Here is a 24884-nt window from a genome sequence, read left to right as displayed (position 1 = left end):
CGGTGTATCAGTTACACCTCAGTGACGCTATCGCAGGCAAGCCAGCTCCCACATTTTTTGATCGGCGGTGACCCAGGGTTATTGCGAGGTCTTCGCCATCTGCTTGTCCGACGTACGCCAGATCAATCGCGTGGTGTCATACCCCTGCTGCCGCGCCCTGCTCAGCAGGTCTTCGCGGGTGTCCGCACTGACCGTCGGCGTGCGCGACAATATCCACATGTACCGCCGGCTCGGGCTGCCCACAATCGCGGTCTTGTAGTCATCACTGACGTACAACACCCAGTAATCGCCCTTGGCAACGCCCGGCAACAGCGCGGTGAACCAGTTATTGAATTCCACCCAGAGCTTGTCGGTCTTGCCCGGCACTTGCGGGGTGGCGGTGCCTTTGGCTTCTTCCCACTTCCATTCGGTCGTCAGGCAGCGGTTGAACACCGACATGTCGCCATCGGGCAGCAAGGTGTAGCGGGCTTCGGACTGCGCGCAATTGCGCTGGAAGTACATCGGCAATCGAGCCAACTCATACCAGGTGCCCTGGTAACGCTTGAGGTTGACGTTGCTCGCTGTCTTGGGTTGCAGATCATCGCCAGAATGGCTGGCGCAGCCCGCCAAAAACAGGCTGGCACAAAGGAACAAAACAAAACGCATCATTCTTCTTCTCCCGCAGGCTCTCGCCCCGGTTTACTTCAGGCCTTGCCCGGAAAACATCAGAACCTTGTCACCGGCATATTGAACGCTGATAAAGCTGTTTTTATCGCCCCAGGTGCAGCTGGACATACCCAGCGCGCCGGAACAATCGGTCGGCTTACCCAGCAACGACTCCACCTCAGCCTTGGCCATGCCAGCCGACAATTTTTGATAATTTTCTTGGTTGACCTTGCTGCAAGCGGCCAACAGCACGCAAAAAGCCAGCAAAGCGAGACGGCGTAACGACATGGAAAAACTCCTGGAGGGACGAAGCAGCGTGGGTATCTGCCAGAAGCTTAGAAGGGAAAAGAGGTGTCTGGTTCCCGATGAGGGTTGGTATTTATTTTTTCTGTGAACGGGCCCTTTTCACCGTGTTTTCGAACGCGTAACGATCAACCTTTCATCGGACGCGCGCTTTATAAGACCGAATAAAGACTAAAATCAGTCCTGTCGTCGAGCGAGGGTCTTACCGTGAAATTCTCATCCCAGATAAAACCGATCAGTTACCTGAAAAGTCATACCGCCGAAATCGTCAAAACACTCTCTGAAAGCCGCGAGCCGCTGGTTATCACCCAAAATGGTGAGGCCAAGTTGGTCGTGATGGATGTGAAGAGTTTTGAGGAACAGGCAGAAACCATGGCGTTATTAAAACTGTTGGCCTTGGGCAACCGGCAGATTGAATTGGGGCAGTTCCAGGAGATGGAGGACGTGTTCGCTGAACTGGACAAGGACGACGCCCAATGACCTTCAGGGTTGTGATTCTCCACTCGGCAAAAAACGACCTCAAGGACATCAAGTCATACCTCATCCGGCAGTTTTCCACATCGACCTGGCAGCAGTCCTATGACGCTTTGAAACAAGCCATTCGCCGCCTTGAGACTCAACCCTATGCAGGCTCGATACCCGAAGAAATCGAGAAGCTGAATCTCAGTCATTATCGGCAAGTGGTTAGCGGCATGAACCAGATCATCTATGAGATTCGTGATCAAAGCGTCTTCATTCATATCATCGCCGACACTCGCAAAAGCCTGCAGGCGCTGCTGCTAAAACACCTCATCCAATAAGCAAAAAACCCCGGAATGCTGACAGCACTCCGGGGTTTATTTTTTAGCTCAAGGTCTTACGCCTTGTGATACGCCGTCACCCGCTCAACTTCTTCCTTCGAACCCAGGAACACCGCCACACGCTGGTGCAGGCCTTCAGGCTGGATGTCGAGGATGCGCTGGTGGCCGTCGGTGGACGCGCCGCCGGCTTGCTCAACCAGGAAGGACATCGGGTTGGCTTCGTACATCAGGCGCAGTTTGCCTGGCTTGGACGGCTCGCGGCTGTCGCGTGGGTACATGAACAGGCCACCACGGGTCAGGATACGGTGCACGTCGGCAACCATTGCGGCCACCCAGCGCATGTTGAAGTTTTTCTTCAACGGGCCTTCTTCGCCGGCCATCAGCTCGCCCACGTAGCGAGTGACAGGCTCTTCCCAGTGACGCTGGTTGGACATGTTGATCGCAAATTCCTGAGTGGACGCAGGAATGGTGATGTCTTCGTGAGTCAGTACGAAGCTGCCCATTTCACGGTCCAGGGTGAAGCCTTTGACGCCATCGCCCAGGGTCAGCACCAGCATGGTTTGCGGGCCATAGATGGCGTAGCCGGCAGCAACCTGTTGGGTGCCTGGCTGCAGGAACGCTTTCTCGTTCAGCGGCTCGTTCTGGCTCAGGTATTCATTCGGGCAACGCAGTACCGAGAAGATGGTGCCGACCGGTGCGTTGATGTCGATGTTGGACGAGCCGTCCAGTGGGTCGAACACCAGCAGGTAGGCGCCTTTCGGGTATTTGCCGGGGATCTGGTAGGCATTGTCCATTTCTTCGGACGCCATGCCGGCCAGGTGACCGCCCCATTCGTTGGCTTCGAGCAGAATCTCGTTGGAGATCACGTCGAGTTTCTTCTGCACTTCGCCCTGCACGTTTTCGGTGCCCATGCTGCCCAGAACACCACCCAGTGCGCCTTTGGACACGGCGTGGCTGATTTCCTTGCAAGCACGCGCCACCACTTCGATAAGGAAGCGCAGATCGGCAGGCGTGTTGTTGCTGCGGGTCTGCTCAATCAAATAGCGACTCAAGGTAACGCGGGACATGTAAGGCTCCGGAAAAGGGGGGGCTTGAAAACCCGCGCAGTTTAACGCGAGTCGGGGCGTATTTCCTCCTATCAGAGGATTTAAACCCAATAGAGTTCATGGACTTTATTTAACGTGCCACCGGCGGCTTGCGCAGCAAACTGTAGGCCATGGCGCCCAATGCCGCCACGCCGAGCAGCAACACGGCCCAGAGGCCGAGTTTTTTCCAGTCTGTTCCGGCATCGGCAGCGGGCGCGACGGCGGGCGGCGCAGTGGCGATTTCCCCGGTGACCGTTGCCTGCCCCAACGTCTTGAGACGCTCGGCGCTGTAGTCGGGGATCAAGGTCGAGAGCGGAAGGTTCGCCGCCTTGGCCGACGCATTGCCCAACGCCAGGGTGAACGGCGGCTCGCCCCGTGCCAGGAACACCAATTGCGTGGCACGTACCGCAAAACGCAGCGCCGGCGCCTCGACACCCAGGCCGCCACCGCGCTCATCGACAGTCAACTTGAGCTCGGCAACCGTCTGGCCCGGCAGCTGCAACTCATTCTGCACCACGTCCCGGCCATTCTGGGTCAGGCGATACAGCACGCCATTGCTCAGGGGCTGCCAGGCCTGTTTGCTGTCCCTGCGCCCCGCCAGCGTCACGGGCGCCAGGGTGTTGGGTTGTTTCAACTCGATGCGCAGCCGCTCAAGACTCAGCCCCGTGGGCAACTGCCAGCTGTATTCCCCGGCCTTGAGCCGCGTGCCCGCCAAGGGTTGCGACCATACCAATGGCTGGGGCAAGTGGCTGCGGGTGGCACTCACCAACTGGGCAGAGGTCAGCAATGGCGCTGCCTGGCCTTGCCAGACCAGACGCAGGTAACGCGCCGATTGCCCCGGCAGACTCACGTCATGCTGCTCGACCCGTTCGTCGGCAAATGACAAGCGCGCCACCTGCCCATCGCCCCAGGCTTGCCAGTGCTGCAAGTCATCACTGGCTTCAATGCTGAAACGCTGGAAGCCCTCCTGCTCATGGCTCCAGTCCAGGCTCAATTGCTGCAAAGGCGCCTTGATTGCACTGGCGTCCAACACCCAGCCGCGCAGCACTTGCTTGCCGGGTTTGGGCGCAGAGGATGGCGTGATTTCCACCAAGGTGCCTGTGGTGGTGGCCTTCATCACCACGTCGGGCAAGGCTGCTTGAGTGTCGGCAGCGTACAGCGGGAACCACTTCACGTCGGTGACGTTGCGAGTCTCGGAGCGTTGCGCGGACTGACGCGACAACGCATAGGCCTGGGGTTCACCGGCAGCGTTGAATACCCGCACATCGCTGAGATCGGCCTGGCGTGCACTTAGTTGAACCGCCAATGGCAGTTCCAGGCGATACCAGGGCCCCGTGCCGCTCACGGCCAGCGGCACCTGGGTGGCGAAATCAGCCGGACGTTCTTGAGCAAACGCCGCCGAGCACAGCATCCACACCGTCAACCCACTCAGACTCAGCTTGCCCATCAAGAAGACGCTCCCTCAGTTTCAACGCGTTTGGGCGGCAGCGGCGCAAAGTAGCCCACCACCAGCAACAAACCGCCCACGCCGATAAACGACACAATCCGCGCCAAGCCGCCACGATTGCTCAGTTCGACAAAGAACAGCTTGGCCACCACCACGGCAATCAGAGCCGCGCCGATCAGCCACACTTCGCGGCGATGACGCAGGTGGCCGCCGATCATCAGGCCGAGGGCGATCAGGGTCCAGACGATCGACAGGCCCGCCTGCACCAGCATGGACTCGAGCAGCGCATCCAGATGAAACGGCACGCCGCCCCAATGGTGGGCGGTACGCATCACCACCGCGGTAAAGAAGGCAAATAGCGAAATGCCTGCCACGCCCTGAGCGATCAACTCGACACGCGGCCCGCGCTGCGGCGCCACACTGCGCAACCACAGGTAAATGCCCAGCAATGCGAACAGCAGGCCCAGGTCCAGCGGGTTGAGCAGCGGCACATAGGGCAGCGGCTTGGCCGTGCCGTCACTGAAGAAATTCGCCAGCCAGAACCAACCGAGCATCAGCACCGCCAGGGGCAATGCGGCGAGCACGCGGTACTCCCTTGGGTACGCGCAAACTGGCCACGGCCAACTGCGCGGCGCGGCGGCCAGCACCAGGTACAGGCTTGGCAGGATCGCCCAGCCCAGCCAGCGCCAGGCGTTGTATTCGCTCGACAGCACCAGCAAACCGTAACGCAGTTCCAGCGCCAGCACGCCGATCAGCATCCAGCAGCCCAGCACATGAGCCGCGCTCAGCACTTTGCCGGGCACCACCGTTGCTAAACGCCGCAGCGAGATGAAATGCACCACGAACACCGCCAGCCAGGCCAGCCAGCCGAACTGCGCGGCCGGGTGGTAATACTCGGTCCACGCGCCCCACAACACCAGGCCCGCCGCAGGCATCAGCAACGTGCTGGCGATACCCAACGCCACCCAGCGCAAACGCAGCGCCAGTGTTGTCCAGATCACCCCGCTCAGCGCAGCCGCCAGCAGCAACAGCGCAGCGTGCAAAGATGCAGGCGCCAGGCGCCACACTTCAATGATCACCGCCAACGCCCACCACGCCACGCCCCAGGCCAGCAGACCTGCGGACAAGCGGCCACGGGGCAAGCGCCAGGCGCCGAGCATTGCCGCCAAGGCAATGATCATCGGTGTCCAGGCATTGTTCACCGGGTCGAGCGCAAACAGCGCGCCGGCGAGCACTTGCACAGCAACGCCACAGCGCACCACCACGGGCGAGCCGATTCGCTGGCCCGCCCACACGGTCGCGAGGCCCGCAACCGCCCAACTGACGATGCTGCCTTGGGTCGAAAACAACAGCGGCGCCAGAAGGTAGGCGCAACCCAGGCCGAGTACGGCGAGTGCCGGAGCGCCGATGCGCTCCCAACGCCGGGTCTGCTCCGGCGCGGCTTTGTGTAGTTGATAAAAGCTGAACAACAATGCCGCGCCCAGCAACAACGCCCCTAGTGGAGGCCCCTGCAGCAACGTGTCCTGGCCATCGCGCAGCTCGCTGAGGAAGGCGAGCAGCGAACCCAGTTGCAGCAACAAGGCGAACGCGCGCGCCACAGGGCGATACTGGCGCAGACCGAGCCAGAAGATCCCGGCGCCTTCGACAGCCCACGCCGCAGCCGTCCAGCGCGCATCGAGCCCCAAGGGGATGGCCAGGCTGGCGAAGATCACGCCCAGGGCCAGGCAGGTTTCCGTCAGGAGCACGGCGCGCCCGCCACTCAGTACACGGGCCAAGACCATGTAAAGGATGCCCAGGCCCAGCGCACTGAACGCCGCGGCGAACTCAAGGTGTTGCACCAGCGCGAACTGCAAGCCAAAACCCACCAGCGGCGGGCCGAACAACAAGGTGCCGTCGACATAGTCGCCCTTGCGCCATTGCGCACCCAGGCTGTCGCCCTCGCCCGCCTCCAGCAATGTGCGCCGGGCGTACAACAGGCCGATGGCCAGGTACATCGTGAAAAACAGGATCAGGAACGGCTCGGTGCTCCACAACAGCTCCGGCGTGTAGGAGCGCATGCCCCAGGCGAAACCAATCCCGAAGGTGCCCACAAAACCGATCACGTTCAGCAGGCGCCAGGCTTTGAACCAGGCAATTGCGAGAATGCCGGCATTGAGCAACGCAAAGTAGCTGAACAGCGCCACATGGCTTCCGGCGCCGGTCGATACCAGGATCGGCGCCGCAAAACCGCCCAACGCCGCCGCACAGGCCAGGCCGAGCGCATCCTGGGTGATCGCCAGGATCGCCGAAAATACCGTGACGGCGACCAGCAACCCCATTGCCGCGCCGGGATCGATCAGCGGGTGCAAACGCATCGCCGCAAACACCGTGAGGTACAACACCGCAATACCCGCACCTTGCAGCATCAAGCCGTAGTTGCTGTTACGCAGCCGCAGCCACCAGCCCAGACCCAACAGGCCCAGCGCAGCGGCGGCAACACCGGCGTAACGCAACTCGATCGGCACCACCATGCCTTCAGTGGCATAACGCAGTAGGAAGGCCAGGCCGAGGAATAACAGCACCACGCCGACGCGCAGCACGGTGTTGCCGCCGAGCAGCCAATTGCGCGCACCTTCGATGGCGCGTTCGATCAGGTTGGGGCCGCGAGGGGTTGCGGGTTCTTTAGGCGTCGGCGCTTGGGTCCACAGGTCATCCGGTAGCGGCTGGCTCGGCTCCGGGACCAGGGCAACGGGTGCCAATTCGGCAGGCAGCTCCCACACCAATTCGGGTGACTTGGCGACAGGTGCCGATTCGGGAACAGAGGGTTCAACCCTCATGCTGCTTGCAGGCGCAGGGACTTCCAACTGCCTCAGGCGCTCGCCCAGCGCAATCAGCGACTTCTGCGTGGTTTCCAACTGACGTGCCTGCTGGTCCGCCTTGGCCGACAGCTGCGCCAGGCGAATCGCCTGGCCAATGCCCAACCCCAGCAGCGCACCCATGCCCGCATCACTGAACGACTCGTCGAGCGTCCAGCCGAGCACCAGGCCAATCAGCATGAAAATCCATTGCATGGTCGATATCCCTAAGCAAACCGAGGCCTAGTATATCGACAAGGCCCAACAGAGGTTGGGCCTTGGGGCACAGATCTGGAAAACTCAGTCGAGGGCTTTCCAGATCTCCGTGGCGTACTCCCTGATCGTACGATCCGAACTGAACCAGCCCATACGCGCCGTATTCAGCACCGCCGAACGCCACCAGGCCTTGGAATCATGCCAATGCGCCTCGACCCGCGCCTGGGCGTCCCAGTACGAATCGAAGTCGGCACACACCAAAAAGCGGTCGTAGTCGATCAGCCCATCGATCAACCCTACATAACGGCCCGGATCATCCGGCGAGAACACCCCGCCACGGATCGCTTGCAACACGTCGTTCAAGCGGTGAGACGCCGCGATATCAGGACCCGCATTGAATTCACCCGCGTGCTTGCGGGCTTCAACCTGCTGCGCACTGAGGCCGAAGATAAACATGTGCTCGGCGCCCACACGTTCATGCATTTCCACGTTGGCGCCGTCCATGGTGCCGATGGTCAGCGCGCCGTTGAGGCCGAATTTCATGTTGCTGGTGCCCGACGCTTCGAAGCCGGCAGTGGAAATCTGCTCCGACAAGTCCGCCGCCGGGATGATGCTTTCCGCCAGGCTAACGTTGTAGTTGGGCAGGAACACCACCTTGAGCAAACCGCGCACGGTCGGGTCGTTGTTGACCGTACGGGCGATATCGTTGGTCAACTTGATGATCAACTTGGCCTGGTGATAACTGGCCGCCGCCTTGCCGGAGAAGATCTTCACCCTCGGCACCCAGTCGGTGCCCGGTTCGGCGCGGATCGCCTGGTACAACGCCACGGTGTGCAGCAGGTTGAGCAGTTGACGCTTGTATTCGTGGATCCGCTTGACCTGCACGTCGAACATCGCCGCCGGGTTGACTGCAATGCCCAGGCGCTCATGAATGATGTCCGCCAGCGCCCGCTTACTGTGCAGACGTTGCTCAGCGAAGGCCTTGCGGAACGTCTGTTTTTCGGCAAATGGCTCAAGCTCCACCAGCCGTTCTTCGGGCTTGTCGAGGATGTCCGGGCCGAGTGCCTCCACCAGCATGGACGTGAGCTTGGGGTTGGCCTGGTACAGCCAGCGACGGAAGGTAATGCCGTTGGTTTTGTTGTTGATGCGCTCCGGGTACAGCTTGTGCAGCTCCGAGAACACCGTGCTGCGCATCAATTGGGTGTGCAGGCCGGACACGCCGTTGACGCTGTGGGAACCGAGGAACGCCAGGTTACCCATGCGCACGCGACGACCGTTGTCTTCTTCGATCAGGGACACGGCGCGCAGCACGTCAAAGTCATGGATGCCTTTGGCGCGCAGCGAATCGATGTGTTGGGCGTTGATCAGGTAGATGATCTGCATGTGCCGGGGCAGCATGCGTTCCATCAAGCCAACCGGCCAGGTTTCCAGCGCTTCGGGCAACAGGGTGTGGTTGGTGTAGGAGAGGGTTTCGACGGTTACATCCCAGGCGGCTTCCCACGGAATGTCGTGCAGGTCGACCAATTGGCGCATCAACTCGGCCACGGCGATGGACGGGTGAGTGTCGTTGAGCTGGATCGCGGCATGTTCGCCCAGGCTCAGCACTGAGCCGTGCATATTCTTGTGGCGGCGCAGCAGGTCTTGCAGGGAGGCGGCGACGAAGAAATATTCCTGGCGCAGGCGCAGTTCCTGCCCCGCTTCGGTGCTGTCGGCCGGGTAAAGCACTCGGGAGATGCTTTCGGCACGCGCTACTTCGGCGACGGCGCCCAGGTGATCACCGGCGTTGAAGCGCTCCAGGTGCAGGTCTTCCACCGCACGGGCACGCCAAAGGCGCAGGGTGTTGACGCTGGCGCCGCGCCAGCCGACCACCGGCGTGTCATAGGCAATGGCGCGCACGGTTTCATTGGGGGTCCACCGCTGAACCATCTTGCCGGTGCCGTCATCCAGGGTTTCGACGCTGCCACCAAAGCCGATCGGGTACACCACTTCAGGGCGTTCGAATTCCCAGGGGTTGCCGAAGTCCAGCCAGTGTTCGGTCTGCTCCTGTTGCCAACCATCGACAATCGCCTGGCGGAACAGGCCGTGTTCATAACGGATGCCATAACCGTGGCCGGCCACACCCAGGGTCGACATGCTTTCCATGAAGCACGCCGCCAGGCGGCCCAGGCCACCGTTACCGAGCGCGGCATCGGGCTCCAGCAGGCGGATGCGCTCCAGGTCGACGCCCAGCTCCGATAGCGCTTCGCGCGCAATCTCCAGCACGCCGAGGTTGCTCAGGCTGTCATAGAGCAAGCGGCCGATGAGGAATTCCAGGGAAAGGTAGTAAACCCGCTTCTGGCCTTTGCGGTAGATGCGCCGGGTGTGGTCCATCCAGTGATCGACCATCTGGTCGCGCGCGGCCAGGGCAATGGCTTCAAACCAGTCGTGGTCGAAGGCGTGATCCGGGTCCTTGCCCACCGCGTAGGTGAGTTTGGTCAAGACGGCATCGCGAAATGCGGCTACCTCTGCTTCTCGTGCAAGTGGTTCCTGAGACATCAATTGCGACCTCGGGCGAGATAGAAGGAGTTGCTAGAGCCTAGACGGTCTGACAGACGGTAGACGCTCTGGTTCGGCACTTTTTTAACGCATTTACCTTTGCAGGGTTTTGATGCATTGGCCGTGCCTGCTTTTGGCAAACGCACGCCTTCTGGCCGAAACCCACAAAATATTGTTCAAAAAATCACCAATCCCGGTATGATCGCGCGCCCGGATACAGCCCCACCTTTTGGAACCCTGATGAAGCCTCAATTGATCGCCGCCGCGGAACTCGACCGTCTCGAAACGTGGCAGAAATATTCCGCGCACATGTGCGGTGGTTGCGTGTCCAGCTGCTGCACGCTGCCGGTGGAAGTGAAGGTCAAGGACCTGATCCGCATCGGCCTGGTCGATGAGTTCGAACTCGGCGACCCTGCGAAGAACATCGCCAAGCGGCTGCAAAAGGAAGGCATCGTCGAGCGCTTCAATTCCAAATCCGAGATTTTTACCCTGCAGCGCATGAGCAACAACGATTGCCTGTTCCTGGATCGTAAGACGCGCTTCTGCACTATTTATGACAAGCGCCCGGATACTTGCCGCAATCACCCGAAAATCGGGCCGCGCCCAGGGTATTGCGCGTACAAGCCAAAGGAAGTGGTGCGCGAGACCAAGTTCAAGACCCTCGACAAGTTCTGATCAAAAGCCGAACCCTGTGGTGAGCGGGCTTGCCCCGCGCTGGGCTGCGCAGCAGCCCCAATAAGACCGCTACGTTCCTCCTGATAAATCGCAGGGCCATGTTTTTTAGGGCCGCTTCGCAGCCCAGCGCGGGGCAAGCCCGCTCACCACAAGAACCAGCCCAACACACAAATCGCAGGCACAAAAAAACGCCCCCGGCCTTTCGACCGGGGGCGTTTTTCATTCAGCCTGAGTTAACTCAGTTCTTGGCTTTCTTGGCAGCGCGGGTACGCTCGCCTTCGTCCAGGATCTTCTTACGCAGGCGGATCGACTTAGGCGTGACTTCGCACAGCTCGTCGTCCTGGATGAATTCCAGGGCCTGTTCCAGGGTGAAGCGAACAGGTGGAACCAGAGCGATGGTTTCGTCTTTGCCCGAAGCACGCATGTTGTCGAGCTTCTTGCCTTTGGTTGGGTTGACACCCATGTCGTTGTCACGGCTGTTCAGACCAACGATCTGACCGTTGTAGATCTCTTGACCGTGTTCAACGAACAGCTTGCCACGCGCCTGGAGGGTTTCCAGGGAGTAGGTCAGCGCCTTGCCGGTTTCTACCGATACCAGAACACCGTTCTGACGGCCGGACATGTCGCCGGACTTCATGGTGTCGTAGCGATCGAAGATCGAGGTCAGGATGCCAGCACCGTTGGTCAGGGTCAGGAACTGGTTACGGAAACCGATCAGACCACGAGCAGGGATGTTGTATTCCAGACGTACACGGCCTTTGCCATCCGGCACCATGTTGGTCAGGTCGCCTTTACGCAGACCCATCTCTTCCATCACCTTGCCCTGGGATTCTTCCGGGGTGTCGATGGTGACGTTTTCGAACGGTTCCTGCTTCACGCCGTCAACCTGACGGATGATCACTTCTGGACGACCAACGCCCATTTCGAAGCCTTCGCGACGCATGGTTTCGATCAGTACCGAGAGGTGCAGCTCACCACGGCCGGAAACCTTGAACTTGTCAGCCGAGTCGCCTTCTTCAACGCGCAGAGCAACGTTGTACAGCAGCTCTTTGTCCAGACGTTCCTTGATGTTACGGGAAGTCACGAACTTGCCTTCTTTACCGCAGAAAGGCGAGTCGTTTACCTGGAAGGTCATGGAAACGGTTGGCTCGTCAACGGTCAGAGGCTTCATGGCCTCAACGTTGTCTGGCTGGCACAGGGTGTCGGAGATGAACAGCGAGTCCATACCGCTCACGCACACGATGTCGCCGGCGAAAGCTTCTTCAACGTCGATACGGTGCAGACCGTGGTGACCCATCAGCTTCAGGATACGACCGTTACGCTTCTTGCCGTCGGCGCCGATGGCGACAACCGGGGTGTTCGGCTTGACGCTACCACGAGCGATACGGCCAACACCGATAACGCCCAGGAAGCTGTTGTAGTCCAGTGCCGAGATTTGCATCTGGAACGGGCCGTCACGGTCAACCTTTGGAGCTGGTACGTTGTCGACGATCGACTGGTACAGCGGGGTCATGTCTTCAGCCATGTCGGTGTGTTCCAGACCGGCAATACCGTTCAGGGCCGAGGCGTAGACGACTTTGAAGTCCAGCTGTTCTTCGGTAGCACCGAGGTTGTCGAACAGGTCGAAGATCTGGTCCAGAACCCAGTCCGGACGCGCGCCTGGACGGTCAACCTTGTTGATGCACACGATCGGACGCAGGCCGGCTTCGAAAGCCTTTTTGGTCACGAAACGGGTTTGCGGCATAGGGCCGTCTTGAGCGTCAACCAGCAGCAGAACGGAGTCAACCATCGACATTACGCGTTCTACTTCGCCGCCGAAGTCGGCGTGGCCCGGGGTGTCCACGATGTTGATGTGGTAGCCGTTCCAGTTGATAGCGGTGTTTTTAGCCAGGATGGTAATACCGCGCTCTTTTTCCTGGTCGTTGGAGTCCATCACGCGCTCGTCGTTGAGCTCGTTGCGCTCCAGGGTGCCGGATTGACGCAGGAGTTTGTCTACCAGGGTGGTTTTACCATGGTCAACGTGAGCAATGATGGCGATGTTACGTAGATTTTCGATCACTTGTGTATCTCGATCAGAGGATTCGGTGTGCTGACAGGTCGTGGCAGCGATTAACAGTAGAGTCAGGCCTTGCCGTTACAGCTTGACGGCAGAGTCGGGGGGCCGGTGACGCAGGCCACAGGCAAACAGCCCCGGGCTCTTAGCTCGGTCGATAAACGCGCACATTGGCATGCCCCTCACTGAGCAAATGGTGGGCATGCAGGCGACTCATCACGCCTTTGTCGCAATACAGCAGGTACTGACGGCTGTTATCCAGTTCCTTGAAACGCGCGTTCAATGCATAGAACGGCAGCGTTTGTACGTCGATGCCAGCGATTTCCAGCGGCTCATCTTCAGCGGCGTCCGGGTGACGGATGTCGATGACGATCTGGCCGGCCAGGGCTTCGCTGACTTCTTCGATCTTCACATCCTGGCCCAGTTCGTCGATCACGCGATCGATCGGGACCAGCTTGGCGTTCTCGAGCGCACGCTCCAGAATCGCCATGTCGAATTCTTTCTCTTCATGCTCCACGCGGTGACGCTTGGCGTGGGTCTTGGGGTTCACCGAAATGATCCCGCAGTACTCAGGCATGTGCTTGGCGAAGTCGGCAGTGCCGATTTCTTCTGCCAGGTCGATGATGTCCTGCTTGTGGCTGGCGATCAGCGGGCGCAACACCAGCTTCTCGGTAACGCAGTCGATGATCGACAGGTTCGGCAGCGTCTGGCTGGACACCTGGGAGATCGCCTCGCCGGTCACCAGCGCGTCGATCTGCAAGCGGTCGGCAATCTGCGACGCGGCGCGCAACATCATACGCTTCAATACCACGCCCATATGACCGTTATCGACTTTGCCGAGAATTTCGCCCAGCACTTCTTCGAACGGTACGCTCACAAATAGCACGCGTTGGGAGCTGCCGTACTTCTTCCAGATAAAGTGCGCGACTTCCATCACGCCCAATTCGTGTGCACGCCCGCCCAAGTTAAAGAAGCAGAAGTGGCTCATCAGGCCGCGGCGCATGATCTGGTAAGCAGCAACCGTGGAATCGAAACCGCCGGACATCAAGACCAGGGTCTGTTCCAGGGCACCCAACGGATAACCGCCGATGCTGTTGTGCTGGCTGTGGATGACAAACAACCGTTGGTCGCGAATTTCCATGCGCACTTCAATTTGTGGCGCTTTCAGGGAAATTCCGGCGGCGCCGCACTCGCGACGCAGCTTGCTGCCGACGTATTTTTCGACGTCCATGGAGCTGAAAGTGTGCTTGCCGGCACGCTTGCAGCGCACCGAAAAGATCTTGCCTTCCAGCTCGCTGCCGTAGTGCTGTTTGCACTTCTCGGTGATGTCGTCGAAGTCGCCCAGCGGGTACTCATCCACCTGCAGGAAATGCGCGATACCCGGCATGCAGCTCAGGCGCTCGGTCATGTCCTTCAAGGCTTTGGGCTCGGTGACACGGGTTTCCAGCTCGAGGTTGTCCCACACGCCGTTCACCACCACAGCCGGGTCCAGATCGCGGAGCACGGCACGGATGTTCTTGGCCAATTGACGGATGAAACGCGTCCGTACCGGTCGGCTTTTGATGGTGATCTCGGGGAAGACTTTTACGATTAATTTCATGGAAACAGCGCGCGCCGGGCCTGCTGAAAAAGGGGGGCGCGGATTATAGCGGAAATCGCTCAAGGTTTAACCAGTTAATATGCATCGCAAGCGCAACGCACTAAAGAGGTGCATTTGTGCGCCTTTGCGCTACATTGCGGTGCGCTATTTTTGGGCTTTTGTCGCAATGCACCTTTATAGGGGCGTTTTTGGAGCAGAAAACCCATGTTGGCGCACTGGCATGCAATTTGCTCTCTTGTGAGGCAGGTTGCCATGGCGGACTATCCGCGCCGGCATCACCCACATTCTAAGGGCTAACTCCACTACCCCAGCCCGAAGCCACCCGGAGGACACTATGTCGAAGTCGGTTCAACTCATCAAAGATCATGACGTTAAATGGATTGATCTGCGCTTCACGGACACCAAAGGCACTCAGCACCACGTGACCATGCCGGCTCGCGACGCGCTGGATGAAGCTTTCTTCGAAGAAGGCAAAATGTTCGACGGTTCCTCCATCGCTGGCTGGAAAGGCATCGAAGCCTCCGACATGATCCTGATGCCGGACGACAGCACTGCCGTACTCGACCCGTTCACCGAAGAGCCGACCCTGATCCTGGTCTGCGACGTGATCGAGCCTTCGACCATGCAAGGCTACGACCGCGACCCACGTGCGATCGCCAAGCGCGCCGAGGAATACCTGAAGTCCACCGGTATCGGTGACACCGTATTCGTAGGCCCAGAGCCAGAATTCTTCATCTTCGACCAGGTTAAGTTCAAGTCCGACATCTCCGGCTCCATGTTCAAGATCTACTCCGAACAAGGCTCCTGGATGTCCGACCAGGACGTGGAAGGCGGCAACCATGGCCACCGTCCAGGCATCAAAGGTGGCTACTTCCCAGTTCCGCCGTTCGACCACGACCACGAAATCCGTACCTCCATGTGCAACGCCATGGAAGACATGGGCCTGGTCATCGAAGTGCACCACCACGAAGTGGCCACTGCTGGTCAGAACGAAATCGGTGTGAAGTTCAACACCCTGGTTGCCAAGGCTGACGAAGTACAGACCCTGAAGTACTGCGTACACAACACTGCAGTCGCTTACGGCCGTACCGCTACCTTCATGCCTAAGCCACTGTACGGCGATAACGGTTCGGGTATGCACGTTCACCTGTCCATCGCCAAAGATGGCAAGAACACCTTCGCTGGCGAAGGTTATGCCGGCCTGTCCGACACTGCCCTGTACTTCATCGGCGGTATCATCAAGCACGGTAAGGCCCTGAACGGCTTCACCAACCCGTCGACCAACTCCTACAAGCGTCTGGTCCCAGGTTTCGAAGCCCCGGTAATGCTGGCCTACTCGGCGCGCAACCGTTCCGCTTCGATCCGTATTCCTTACGTGTCCAGCCCTCGCGCTCGCCGTATCGAAGCCCGCTTCCCGGATCCAGCAGCCAACCCATACCTGGCCTTCGCTGCCCTGGTCATGGCTGGCCTGGACGGTATCCAGAACAAGATCCACCCTGGCGACGCCGCCGACAAAAACTTGTACGACCTGCCGCCTGAAGAGGCCAAAGAGATCCCACAAGTGTGCGGCAGCCTGAAAGAAGCCCTGGAAGAGCTGGACAAGGGCCGTGCGTTCCTGACCAAAGGCGGCGTGTTCAGCGACGACTTCATCGACGCTTACATCGGCCTGAAAAGCGAAGAAGAAATCAAGGTTCGCACCTTCGTACACCCACTGGAATACGAGCTGTACTACAGCTGCTGATCCGGTAGCGCTATTTAACGTAGCGTGATGAAAAAGACCTCCTTCGGGAGGTCTTTTTTTGCCTGACATAAAAGCCTGACACCCTCACTATTGAGACCTCGCCCAACTGCCCGACAAGGAAACCGACCTTGAACCTGCGAATCGCCTTTGCCCTGCTATTGATCAGCGCCAATGCCTCTGCGGCGCCCGCCACGCTCGAGCCTCTGCTCAACAGCATCGCCGAACGCCTGGAGATCGCCGACCAGGTAGCCCTGAGCAAATGGGATAGCCACAAGCCTGTAGAGGACAAAAAGCGCGAACAAGAAGTGATCGCCAGCGTCGTCGCCCAAGCACCGGAATATAAGCTGGCACCTGCCGCCGTCGAGCAGTTTTTCGCGGCGCAGATCGAGGCGAACAAACTGGTGCAGTACACCCATCTGTCTGACTGGCAGTTTCAGGGCAAGGCGCCTGACGATCCGCGCCCGGACCTGGTGAAACAGATCCGCCCGCAGTTGGACGAACTGCAAAAACGCCTGCTGCAGCAATTGGCGGACTTCACCCCACAGCGCACCGACCCACAGTGCCCACAGTGGCTGGCCGAAGCCGTGCATGAGCCGCTGAACGATCCGTTGCGTCAGTTGGCGATGATCCGTGCCACCGCAGAATTGTGTACGCGACCTACTTGATTTGAGGCCCCGTCCTGCATCCTCACTGCGATCAATCGCCATAGCCTGACTGTTCACTGACCGAACAGGATGGAACCATGGATATCTGCAAGTGTTTGATCGCAACAATGCTGGGTTTAACGCTGCTTGGCTGCGGCGTCCAACCAAAGGACGCTACGCAAATCGAGAAAGAAATATTGCTTGAAAGCAGCGAGTCGTGGGACGGCATGCCCTATAGGGCCTACCCCGCTGGCCCGCCGCAGCTCACGCTGATACGCCTGAAGATCCCTGCGCGCACGCAACTGCCCTGGCACACCCACCCCATGCCCAACGCCGCCTATATCGTTTCGGGTGAGTTGACCGTTGAAGCCCGCAGCAGCGGGGCTACACGCACGTTGAGGCAAGGCCAAACCCTGGCCGAGATGGTGGGCACCGAGCATCGCGGCGTCACCGGAGACACCCCGGTGGAGCTTCTGGTGTTTTACGCGGGCACACCGGGCATGCCGCTGTCAGAGCAACACTGATCGCTGCGGATCGTTTTCACCTCATATAGAAAACGGTCCATTCACTGCTTCCTGAACAACCTTCACAAAACCGCACTATATTGGTGCGATAGGCTGCACCCTTCCCACCTGTCCAGCCCATTTTGGTTCGAAACTTCCCGAGCAAGCTGGCAGAACGCCACAGTTTCGCGCCTAAAACCCCCATTTCAGGGCTTGCACGCTTCTTTTCGGAGCCTTGGTTTGGTTTTTGCATTTTCCTTGTATCAGCGTGAGCCTCAAGCCCGCGCCTTGCTCCAAAAGAGGTCCTGATGACCATCAGCGATGCACTGCACCGTTTGCTACTCGACAACCTGACCACCGCGACCATCCTGCTCAATGACGACCTGCGCCTTGAGTACATGAACCCGGCGGCGGAGATGCTCCTGGCTATCAGCGGCCAGCGCAGCCATGGGCAGTTCATCAGCGAATTGTTCACCGAGTCGGCCGAAGCCTTGAGCTCGCTGCGCCAGGCGGTGGAGCAGGCGCACCCGTTCACCAAGCGCGAGGCGATGCTCACGGCGCTTACGGGCCAGACGCTGACCGTCGACTACGCCGTGACCCCTATCCTGAGCAACGGCGCCACCCTGCTGTTGCTGGAAGTGCACCCCCGCGACCGCCTGCTGCGCATCACCAAGGAGGAAGCGCAGTTGTCCAAGCAGGAGACCAGCAAGATGCTGGTGCGCGGCCTGGCCCATGAGATCAAGAACCCACTCGGCGGCATCCGTGGCGCGGCGCAGTTGCTGGCCCGCGAGCTGCCGGACGAAAACCTCAAGGACTACACCAACGTCATCATCGAAGAAGCCGACCGCCTGCGTAACCTGGTGGACCGCATGCTCGGCTCCAACAAGCTGCCTTCGCTGGCGATGACCAACGTGCACGAAGTGCTGGAGCGTGTCTGCCAACTGGTCGAGGCCGAAAGCCAGGGCTGCATCACCTTGGTGCGCGACTACGACCCAAGCATTCCCGACGTGTTGATCGACCGCGAACAGATGATTCAAGCGGTACTCAACATCGTGCGCAACGCCATGCAGGCCATCAGCAGCCAGAACGAGCTGCGCCTGGGCCGCATCAGCCTGCGCACCCGCGCCCTGCGCCAGTTCACCATCGGTCACGTGCGCCATCGCCTGGTGACCAAGGTCGAGATCATCGACAACGGCCCGGGCATTCCTGCGGAACTCCAGGAAACCATTTTCTTTCCCATGGTCAGCGGCCGCCCGGACGGTACCGGGCTGGGCCTGGCCATTACCCAGAACATCATCAGCCAGCATCAGGGCCTGATCGAATGTGAGAGCCATCCTGGCCACACCACCTTCTCGATCTTTCTGCCACTGGAACAAGGAGCCCCATCGACATGAGCCGTAGTGAAACTGTCTGGATCGTCGATGACGACCGTTCTATCCGCTGGGTCCTCGAGAAAGCCTTGCAACAGGAAGGCATGACCACCCAGAGCTTCGAGAGCGCCGACGGCGTGATGAGCCGCCTGGCACGCCAGCAGCCCGACGTGATCATCTCCGACATCCGCATGCCCGGCGCCAGTGGCCTGGACCTGCTGGCGCGCATCCGCGAGCAGCATCCACGCCTGCCGGTGATCATCATGACCGCGCACTCGGACCTGGACAGCGCTGTCGCGTCCTATCAGGGCGGCGCCTTTGAATACCTGCCCAAGCCGTTCGACGTGGACGAAGCGGTGGCGCTGGTCAAGCGCGCCAACCAGCACGCCCAGGAACAACAAAGCCAGGAAGCCCCACCGGCCCTGACCCGCACCCCGGAAATCATCGGCGAAGCGCCGGCGATGCAGGAAGTGTTTCGCGCCATCGGGCGCTTGAGCCACTCCAACATCACCGTGCTGATCAACGGCGAATCGGGCACCGGTAAAGAGCTGGTGGCCCACGCCCTGCACCGCCACAGCCCACGGGCGGCCTCGCCGTTCATTGCGCTGAACATGGCGGCTATCCCGAAGGATTTGATGGAGTCCGAGCTGTTCGGCCATGAAAAAGGCGCGTTCACTGGCGCAGCCAACCTGCGCCGCGGCCGCTTTGAACAGGCGGACGGCGGCACGCTGTTCCTCGATGAAATCGGCGACATGCCAGCCGACACCCAGACGCGCCTGCTGCGCGTTCTGGCCGACGGTGAGTTCTATCGAGTCGGCGGGCACACGCCGGTCAAGGTCGACGTGCGCATCATCGCCGCGACCCACCAGAATCTGGAAACCCTGGTCCACGCGGGTAAATTCCGTGAGGACTTGTTCCATCGCCTCAACGTGATCCGCATTCACATTCCACGGATGTCGGACCGTCGCGAAGACATCCCGACCCTGGCCCGCCACTTCCTCAGCCGCGCCGCCCAGGAGCTGGCCGTCGAGCCGAAACTGCTGAAAAGCGAGACCGAGGAATACCTGAAGAACCTGCCGTGGCCCGGCAACGTGCGCCAGCTGGAGAACACGTGCCGCTGGATCACGGTGATGGCGTCCGGGCGCGAAGTGCACATCAGCGACCTGCCGCCGGAGCTGCTGAGCCTGCCACAGGATTCGGCGCCGGTGACCAACTGGGAGCAGGCCCTACGCCAATGGGCCGACCAGGCCCTGGCACGCGGCCAGTCGAACCTGCTGGACAGCGCCGTGCCGGCGTTCGAGCGAATCATGATCGAAACCGCCCTCAAGCACACCGCCGGTCGCCGTCGCGATGCCGCCGTGTTGCTAGGCTGGGGCCGCAATACCCTGACTCGCAAGATCAAGGAGCTGGGGATGAAGGTCGATGGTGGTGACGATGATGAAGGCGATGAAGGCTAAAGGTGCACCGCTTCAATGCACCATGAACCGGCATTGGGCATGGATCCAACCTATGAGACTTCGGCCTCACTGATAAAAATCTAAAAGCCTAAAACACCAAAGCCCCGTATTCCGGGGCTTTGCGCTTTCTGGAGAAATTTTTTGGCACACTTTGCCGACTCTGGCACGCGCCCTGCAATAACCCTTGTACTACCCAGTTTCGGGGACCTTGGTACAGGCAGGCCGAGAATCCCCTCTTTACACCCGGGGTGCTTGATGCGAACCGCGTCGCGCTCCACACCGCTTTGGGGAACCTCGGTACAGGCAGGCCGGGAACTCCCTCTTTTATTGCTCTTGGAGATGGATCTCCAGCCGCCAGCGGCCGTCAGCTTTCTCCCCTTTCCATTCCCCACGCAACGGCCGAGCCGCCACCAGGTTCAGTAGCAGGCCGCCATCGGTCTTGCGCACCCGCCAGTTCACATCCTTGTCATTGACCTTGAGTTGCCCACTGCCAGCCTTGCCTTGCGCGTCGAACAGCAGCGCCACGGTGCCGTCGATATGCTCGCCGTGCAGCTTGGGTTCGCTGTTGAACCACACCACTACGCCGTCCGCTGCGGTCTCGACCTGTTGCAGCTCGACTGGGTCTGGCGTGGTCAGGCGGCCGATCATCAGGCCCACCATCAAGCCAACAATTGCCAAAGAGCCCATGACCCGTGGCATTAGCTTCGGTCTTGGGTCCTCTTCGGGGGTAGAATGCAGCGCATCTTTACCTTCGGAGCCGTGCATGTTTCACGTCATCCTTTTTCAACCAGAAATTCCGCCGAATACCGGCAACGTTATCAGGCTGTGCGCCAACAGTGGCTGCCACCTGCATTTGATCGAGCCTTTGGGCTTCGACATGGACGACAAGCGCCTGCGCCGTGCCGGGCTGGACTACCACGAGTACGCCACGCTCCAGCGCCACGCCGACCTGGCCAGTTGCCTGGAAAGCCTGGGCCACCCACGGTTGTTCGCGTTCACCACCAAGGGTTCGCAGCCGTTCCATGATGTCAGCTTCGCCGAAGGCGACGCCTTCCTGTTCGGCCCGGAAAGCCGGGGCCTGCCGGCGGAGGTGCTTGACGCGCTGCCCGACGGTCATCGCCTGCGTTTGCCGATGCGCGAGGGCTGCCGCAGCCTGAACCTGTCCAATACCGTGGCGGTTGCTGTCTATGAAGGTTGGCGCCAGCTCGGGTTCAAATAAAAAAAGCGCCGGTCACGGCGCTTTTTTATGGGCTGCATCGGCGGTTTACTGAACCGTCGACGAACCTTCCTGTTGCATGCGCTGCAGCTCTTGAGCGTACAGGGCATCGAAGTTCACCGGAGCCAGCATCAGCGCTGGGAACGAGCCACGGGTGACCAGGCTGTCCAGGGTCTCGCGGGCATACGGGAACAGAATGTTCGGGCAGAACGCGCCCAGGGTGTGGCTCATGGACGCTTCGTCCAGGCCCTGGATCAGGAAGATACCGGCCTGTTGCACTTCAGCGATGAAGGCCACTTCTTCGCCGTTCTTGACGGTCACGGAGAGGGTCAGCACCACTTCGTGGAAGTCACCTTCCAGTGCTTTCTGGCGGGTGTTCAGGTCCAGCGCAACGCTTGGGGTCCATTCCTGGCGGAAGATGGCCGGGCTTTTCGGCGCTTCGAACGACAGGTCACGCACGTAGATGCGCTGCAGCGAGAACTGTGGCGCTTGGGCTTCTGCAGCTTCGGTGTTCTGTTGGTCAGTCATCGCAGATCCTTGTGATCTTGGGGTCTTTTAGGGTTTAGGAGTCAGACGAGCAGCAGCGCATCGAGTTTACCGGCGCGCTCAAGGGCGAACAGGTCGTCGCAACCACCGATGTGCCTGGCGCCGATCCAGATCTGCGGCACGGACGTGCGCCCCGCCTTCTGGGCCATTTCGGCGCGCACCTGGGGTTTGCCGTCGACCTTGATTTCTTCGAAGGCAACGCCCTTTTTCTCCAGCAAGGCCTTGGCCCGCATGCAGTAAGGGCACCAATCGCTGGAATACACGACAACCTGGCTCATATCACTTCACCAGCGGCAGGTTATCGGCGCGCCAGCTGCTGATGCCACCGGACAGCTTGGCCGCGGTGAAACCGGTCTTGAGCATTTCGCGGGCGTGGGTGCCGGCGTGCTGGCCTTGGGCGTCGACCAGGATGATGGTCTTGGCCTTGTGCTTTTCCAGCTCGGCCAGGCGCGCGATCAGCTTGTCCTGCGGAATGTTCAGGGCACCGACGATGTGGCCGGTGGCGAAATCCTTGGCTGGGCGGATGTCAACGACAACGGCCTCGTCCTTGTTGACCAGCGCGGTCAGCTCCGCCGTGCTCAGGCTGCGGCCACCGCGGCTCAATTCGTGAGCGATCAGCAGCGCCAGCAGGATGACGAAGGCACCCACAAGCAGATAGTGGGCAGTGGCAAATGCAATCAGGTGATCAACCATCAAGGAGGTTCCAGGGCGTTAAAATGGCGGTAAGTATACACAGCCGTCAGGGGGGGCCAACCCCCGTAAAGCGGTGACGTGGTCGGAACTTCGCTTTAAACTGCCACTCCCTTTTCAATTGTCTTCCTTTATTACCGCCGCGAGAGGATCTATGACTACTACGCCTAAACCTTTGGTCCTGATAATTCTCGATGGCTTCGGACACAGTGAAAGCCACCACGACAACGCGGTATACGCGGCCAAGAAGCCGGTACTCGACCGCCTGACCGCTACTGTACCCAACGGCCTGATCTCGGGTTCCGGCATGGACGTAGGCCTGCCGGACGGCCAGATGGGCAACTCGGAAGTCGGCCACATGAACCTCGGCGCCGGACGAGTGGTATACCAAGACTTCACACGCGTGACCAAAGCGATCCGCGATGGCGAGTTCTTCGAGAACCCGACCATCTGCGCCGCGGTAGATAAAGCAGTGGCCGCTGGCAAGGCCGTGCACTTCATGGGCCTGCTGTCCGATGGCGGCGTCCACAGCCACCAGGACCATCTGGTGGCCATGGCCGAACTGGCCTTCAAGCGCGGCGCCGATAAGATCTACCTGCACGCCTTCCTCGACGGCCGCGACACCCCGCCGAAAAGCGCGCAATCGTCCATCGAACTGCTCGACGCCACCTTCGCAGCGCTGGGCAAAGGCCGCATCGCCAGCCTGGTGGGCCGTTACTTCGCCATGGACCGTGACAACCGCTGGGACCGCGTCTCCCAGGCCTACAACCTGATCGTCGACGGCCAGGCCGAGTTCCACGCCGCCACCGCCCAGGAAGGCCTCGAAGCCGCCTACGCCCGTGGCGAGAGCGACGAATTCGTCAAGGCCACCACCATCGGTGAGCCGGTGAAGGTAGAAGACGGCGACGCCGTGGTGTTCATGAACTTCCGCGCCGACCGCGCCCGCGAGCTGAGCCGTGTGTTTGTCGAAGACGGTTTCAAGGAATTCGAACGCGCCCGCCAGCCGAAAGTGCAGTACGTGGGCCTGACCCAATACGCCGCCAGCATCCCGGCCCCCGCCGCCTTTGCTCCGGGCAGCCTGGACAACGTGCTGGGCGATTACCTGGCGAAAAACGGCAAGACCCAGCTGCGCATTGCCGAAACCGAAAAATACGCCCACGTGACCTTCTTCTTCTCCGGTGGCCGCGAAGAGCCGTTCCCAGGCGAAGAACGCATCCTGATCCCATCACCAAAGGTCGCCACCTACGACCTGCAGCCGGAAATGAGCGCACCGGAAGTCACCGACAAGATCGTCGACGCCATCGAACACCAGCGTTACGACGTGATCGTGGTCAACTATGCCAACGGCGATATGGTCGGCCACAGCGGCAACCTGGAAGCCGCCACCAAGGCCGTGGAATGCCTGGACCTGTGCGTCGGCCGCATTGTCGATGCCCTGAAAAAGGTCGGCGGCGAAGCGCTGATCACCGCCGACCACGGCAACTGCGAGCAGATGTCCGACGAATCCACCGGCCAGGCCCACACCGCCCACACCACCGAGCCAGTGCCGTTCATCTATGTCGGCAAGCGTGATTTCAAGGTGCGTGATGGCGGCGTGCTGGCGGATGTGGCGCCGACTATGCTGATGCTGATGGGGTTGGAGAAGCCGGTGGAGATGACGGGCACCTCAATCCTGGTCTGAAATATTTCAGGGGTTGCTCAATGCGAGTAGCCCGTCAATAATGGACCTGAGCGCGAAACCAGTTGCCTCCAGCGGCGATAACTGGCGTAGGAACCCCGTCGATGGCTGGACATCAGCGTAGGGTGAGACCTCCACACCCCCGCTTGAGGGTGTGTATATGAATATCAAGCACGTCATTTAGGGCAGTTCTCTTGAACTGCCCTTTTCTTTGCCTGCTATAAAAGTTGGTAGCGCCTGTAGATCAGTTCGCCATGACGGTGCTTGTTCAAGGCCTTGGCATCGGTCTGCATGAAATTCCACAGCAGATTGCCTGCCTGGATATGCACAACCACCAGCATTTGCCGTTTGGTTTCATAAGCGCCAATGAAGGCCAAACGAGTCGAACCATCACTGTAAGCGACACGCCAAATTTCCAGAGGCCCGGTGAGTGTATCCAGCGCAAACTTCACATATCGCTCTCTGGCATCTTGTCGCTTTTCAACTATGTGCCGCAGCGTTACACGCCGAATCAACACTTCTCCTAACGGAGAAACGATACGAATTTCTGAGGACGCTGAATCGGTAAATCCCAAGTTGGAAGCCACGACTTCAACAGCATCAGCAATGTCCTTGCCTGTCGCCACTTCCTCAAGCGAACAGGACCGATAAGCCCGGTCGAGGCTACGCAAGTCGGGCAAGCCGTGATCAAGCCGTGATCAAGCCAGGTTTGCTGGCCTTTGAGTTCATGAATACAGGGCATTACCGATCGGGCCGACTACCTTATGAGCGGGTTCGAGAGTCTATTCCCAGAACCAAAAATCCGTTCAACCGGAGCGTTTCAAGGCGTTTCTTCGATTTTGTTTA

The 24884-nt window shown here is 59.9% G+C and carries 23 protein-coding genes; 10 read left to right on the top strand and 13 right to left on the bottom strand.

Annotation, left to right across the window (positions count from 1 at the left end):
- Positions 1-78 precede the first annotated feature (78 nt).
- On the bottom strand, positions 79-648 hold the full coding sequence (locus OZ428_RS02370) for a lipocalin family protein (protein WP_028615380.1): 570 nt from the start codon (positions 646-648) through the stop codon (positions 79-81).
- A 30-nt stretch (positions 649-678) separates the two neighbouring features.
- On the bottom strand, positions 679-933 hold the full coding sequence (locus OZ428_RS02365; protein ID WP_033897714.1) for a lipoprotein: 255 nt from the start codon (positions 931-933) through the stop codon (positions 679-681).
- Positions 934-1155: 222 nt separating this feature from the next.
- Between OZ428_RS02365 and OZ428_RS02360 the strand changes: the two genes are divergently transcribed.
- Positions 1156-1428 carry a type II toxin-antitoxin system Phd/YefM family antitoxin gene (locus OZ428_RS02360; RefSeq protein WP_269132581.1) on the top strand — a complete coding sequence of 91 codons (273 nt, stop codon included), beginning with the start codon at positions 1156-1158 and terminating at the stop codon, positions 1426-1428.
- On the top strand, positions 1425-1748 hold the full coding sequence (locus OZ428_RS02355; protein WP_269132580.1) for a type II toxin-antitoxin system RelE/ParE family toxin: 324 nt from the start codon (positions 1425-1427) through the stop codon (positions 1746-1748). The genes OZ428_RS02360 and OZ428_RS02355 overlap by 4 nt, the downstream gene beginning before the upstream one ends.
- A 56-nt stretch (positions 1749-1804) precedes the next feature.
- Here the strand turns inward: OZ428_RS02355 and OZ428_RS02350 are convergent, their stop codons facing one another.
- From OZ428_RS02350 to OZ428_RS02335, 4 genes are all read right to left on the bottom strand, one after another.
- On the bottom strand, positions 1805-2815 hold the full coding sequence (locus tag OZ428_RS02350) for a class 1 fructose-bisphosphatase (RefSeq protein WP_133076478.1): 1011 nt from the start codon (positions 2813-2815) through the stop codon (positions 1805-1807).
- Positions 2816-2924: 109 nt separating this feature from the next.
- Entirely contained in the window at positions 2925-4280 is a 1356-nt protein-coding gene (locus OZ428_RS02345) for a DUF3999 domain-containing protein (protein ID WP_269132579.1), read from the bottom strand.
- Positions 4280-7330: a DUF2339 domain-containing protein gene (locus tag OZ428_RS02340; protein ID WP_269132578.1), complete on the bottom strand. Its 3051-nt coding sequence runs from the start codon at positions 7328-7330 to the stop codon at positions 4280-4282. The genes OZ428_RS02345 and OZ428_RS02340 overlap by 1 nt, the downstream gene beginning before the upstream one ends.
- A gap of 84 nt (positions 7331-7414) precedes the next feature.
- Positions 7415-9865: a glycogen/starch/alpha-glucan phosphorylase gene (locus tag OZ428_RS02335; protein WP_033897710.1), complete on the bottom strand. Its 2451-nt coding sequence runs from the start codon at positions 9863-9865 to the stop codon at positions 7415-7417.
- Positions 9866-10105: 240 nt separating this feature from the next.
- Here OZ428_RS02335 and OZ428_RS02330 point away from each other — a divergent pair, with 240 nt between their 5' ends.
- Entirely contained in the window at positions 10106-10540 is a 435-nt protein-coding gene (locus OZ428_RS02330; RefSeq protein WP_017734855.1) for a YkgJ family cysteine cluster protein, read from the top strand.
- Positions 10541-10778: 238 nt separating this feature from the next.
- Here the strand turns inward: OZ428_RS02330 and typA are convergent, their stop codons facing one another.
- Complete coding sequence (gene typA, locus OZ428_RS02325) at positions 10779-12599, bottom strand: translational GTPase TypA (RefSeq protein ID WP_032890153.1); 1821 nt, start codon at positions 12597-12599, stop codon at positions 10779-10781.
- Between the two features lie 139 nt (positions 12600-12738).
- The gene (thiI, locus tag OZ428_RS02320) at positions 12739-14193 is read right to left on the bottom strand and encodes a tRNA uracil 4-sulfurtransferase ThiI (RefSeq protein ID WP_269132577.1); all 1455 of its coding nucleotides are present in this window, start codon (positions 14191-14193) and stop codon (positions 12739-12741) included.
- A gap of 334 nt (positions 14194-14527) precedes the next feature.
- Here thiI and glnA point away from each other — a divergent pair, with 334 nt between their 5' ends.
- From glnA to ntrC, 5 genes are all read left to right on the top strand, one after another.
- Positions 14528-15934, top strand: a complete 1407-nt coding sequence (glnA, locus tag OZ428_RS02315) for a type I glutamate--ammonia ligase (RefSeq protein WP_016979133.1) — start codon at positions 14528-14530, stop codon at positions 15932-15934.
- A gap of 128 nt (positions 15935-16062) precedes the next feature.
- A complete protein-coding gene (locus tag OZ428_RS02310; protein WP_133076482.1) occupies positions 16063-16599 on the top strand; it encodes a chorismate mutase in 537 nt (178 codons plus the stop codon).
- A 77-nt stretch (positions 16600-16676) separates the two neighbouring features.
- Positions 16677-17102 carry a cupin domain-containing protein gene (locus tag OZ428_RS02305; protein ID WP_269132576.1) on the top strand — a complete coding sequence of 142 codons (426 nt, stop codon included), beginning with the start codon at positions 16677-16679 and terminating at the stop codon, positions 17100-17102.
- Positions 17103-17389: 287 nt separating this feature from the next.
- Positions 17390-18475 carry a nitrogen regulation protein NR(II) gene (gene glnL, locus OZ428_RS02300; RefSeq protein WP_016979130.1) on the top strand — a complete coding sequence of 362 codons (1086 nt, stop codon included), beginning with the start codon at positions 17390-17392 and terminating at the stop codon, positions 18473-18475.
- On the top strand, positions 18472-19908 hold the full coding sequence (gene ntrC / locus OZ428_RS02295) for a nitrogen regulation protein NR(I) (RefSeq protein WP_269132575.1): 1437 nt from the start codon (positions 18472-18474) through the stop codon (positions 19906-19908). Before glnL ends, ntrC begins: the two co-directional genes overlap by 4 nt.
- A 324-nt stretch (positions 19909-20232) precedes the next feature.
- Here ntrC and OZ428_RS02290 read toward each other — a convergent pair whose 3' ends face one another.
- The gene (locus OZ428_RS02290; protein WP_133076485.1) at positions 20233-20673 is read right to left on the bottom strand and encodes a hypothetical protein; all 441 of its coding nucleotides are present in this window, start codon (positions 20671-20673) and stop codon (positions 20233-20235) included.
- Here OZ428_RS02290 and OZ428_RS02285 point away from each other — a divergent pair.
- Positions 20672-21127: a tRNA (cytidine(34)-2'-O)-methyltransferase gene (locus OZ428_RS02285; RefSeq protein ID WP_016979127.1), complete on the top strand. Its 456-nt coding sequence runs from the start codon at positions 20672-20674 to the stop codon at positions 21125-21127. The two genes, OZ428_RS02290 and OZ428_RS02285, sit on opposite strands and share 2 nt — an antisense overlap.
- A gap of 45 nt (positions 21128-21172) precedes the next feature.
- On the opposite strand, the gene secB is transcribed toward OZ428_RS02285, so the two are convergent.
- Genes secB through OZ428_RS02270 form a run of 3 tightly spaced genes read right to left on the bottom strand, consistent with a single transcriptional unit; the run spans position 21173 to position 22363 of the window.
- Positions 21173-21652: a protein-export chaperone SecB gene (gene secB, locus OZ428_RS02280; RefSeq protein ID WP_010213875.1), complete on the bottom strand. Its 480-nt coding sequence runs from the start codon at positions 21650-21652 to the stop codon at positions 21173-21175.
- 41 nt (positions 21653-21693) lie between these two features.
- A complete protein-coding gene (gene grxC / locus OZ428_RS02275; protein ID WP_033896917.1) occupies positions 21694-21948 on the bottom strand; it encodes a glutaredoxin 3 in 255 nt (84 codons plus the stop codon).
- A gap of 1 nt (position 21949) precedes the next feature.
- Positions 21950-22363: a rhodanese-like domain-containing protein gene (locus tag OZ428_RS02270; protein ID WP_010213877.1), complete on the bottom strand. Its 414-nt coding sequence runs from the start codon at positions 22361-22363 to the stop codon at positions 21950-21952.
- 151 nt (positions 22364-22514) lie between these two features.
- Here OZ428_RS02270 and gpmI point away from each other — a divergent pair, with 151 nt between their 5' ends.
- Positions 22515-24041 (top strand): 2,3-bisphosphoglycerate-independent phosphoglycerate mutase, encoded by a 1527-nt coding sequence (gene gpmI / locus OZ428_RS02265; RefSeq protein WP_269132574.1) that lies wholly within the window; start codon positions 22515-22517, stop codon positions 24039-24041.
- 215 nt (positions 24042-24256) lie between these two features.
- Here gpmI and OZ428_RS02260 read toward each other — a convergent pair whose 3' ends face one another.
- The gene (locus OZ428_RS02260) at positions 24257-24718 is read right to left on the bottom strand and encodes a PBECR2 nuclease fold domain-containing protein (protein WP_269132573.1); all 462 of its coding nucleotides are present in this window, start codon (positions 24716-24718) and stop codon (positions 24257-24259) included.
- Positions 24719-24884: the final 166 nt, after the last annotated feature.

The organism is Pseudomonas sp. GXZC (assembly GCF_026967615.1).
GTDB classification, from domain to species: domain Bacteria; phylum Pseudomonadota; class Gammaproteobacteria; order Pseudomonadales; family Pseudomonadaceae; genus Aquipseudomonas; species Aquipseudomonas azotoformans_A.
The sequence above is the reverse complement of the archived record's forward strand: the minus strand, read 5'-3'. Positions and strand labels throughout refer to the sequence as shown.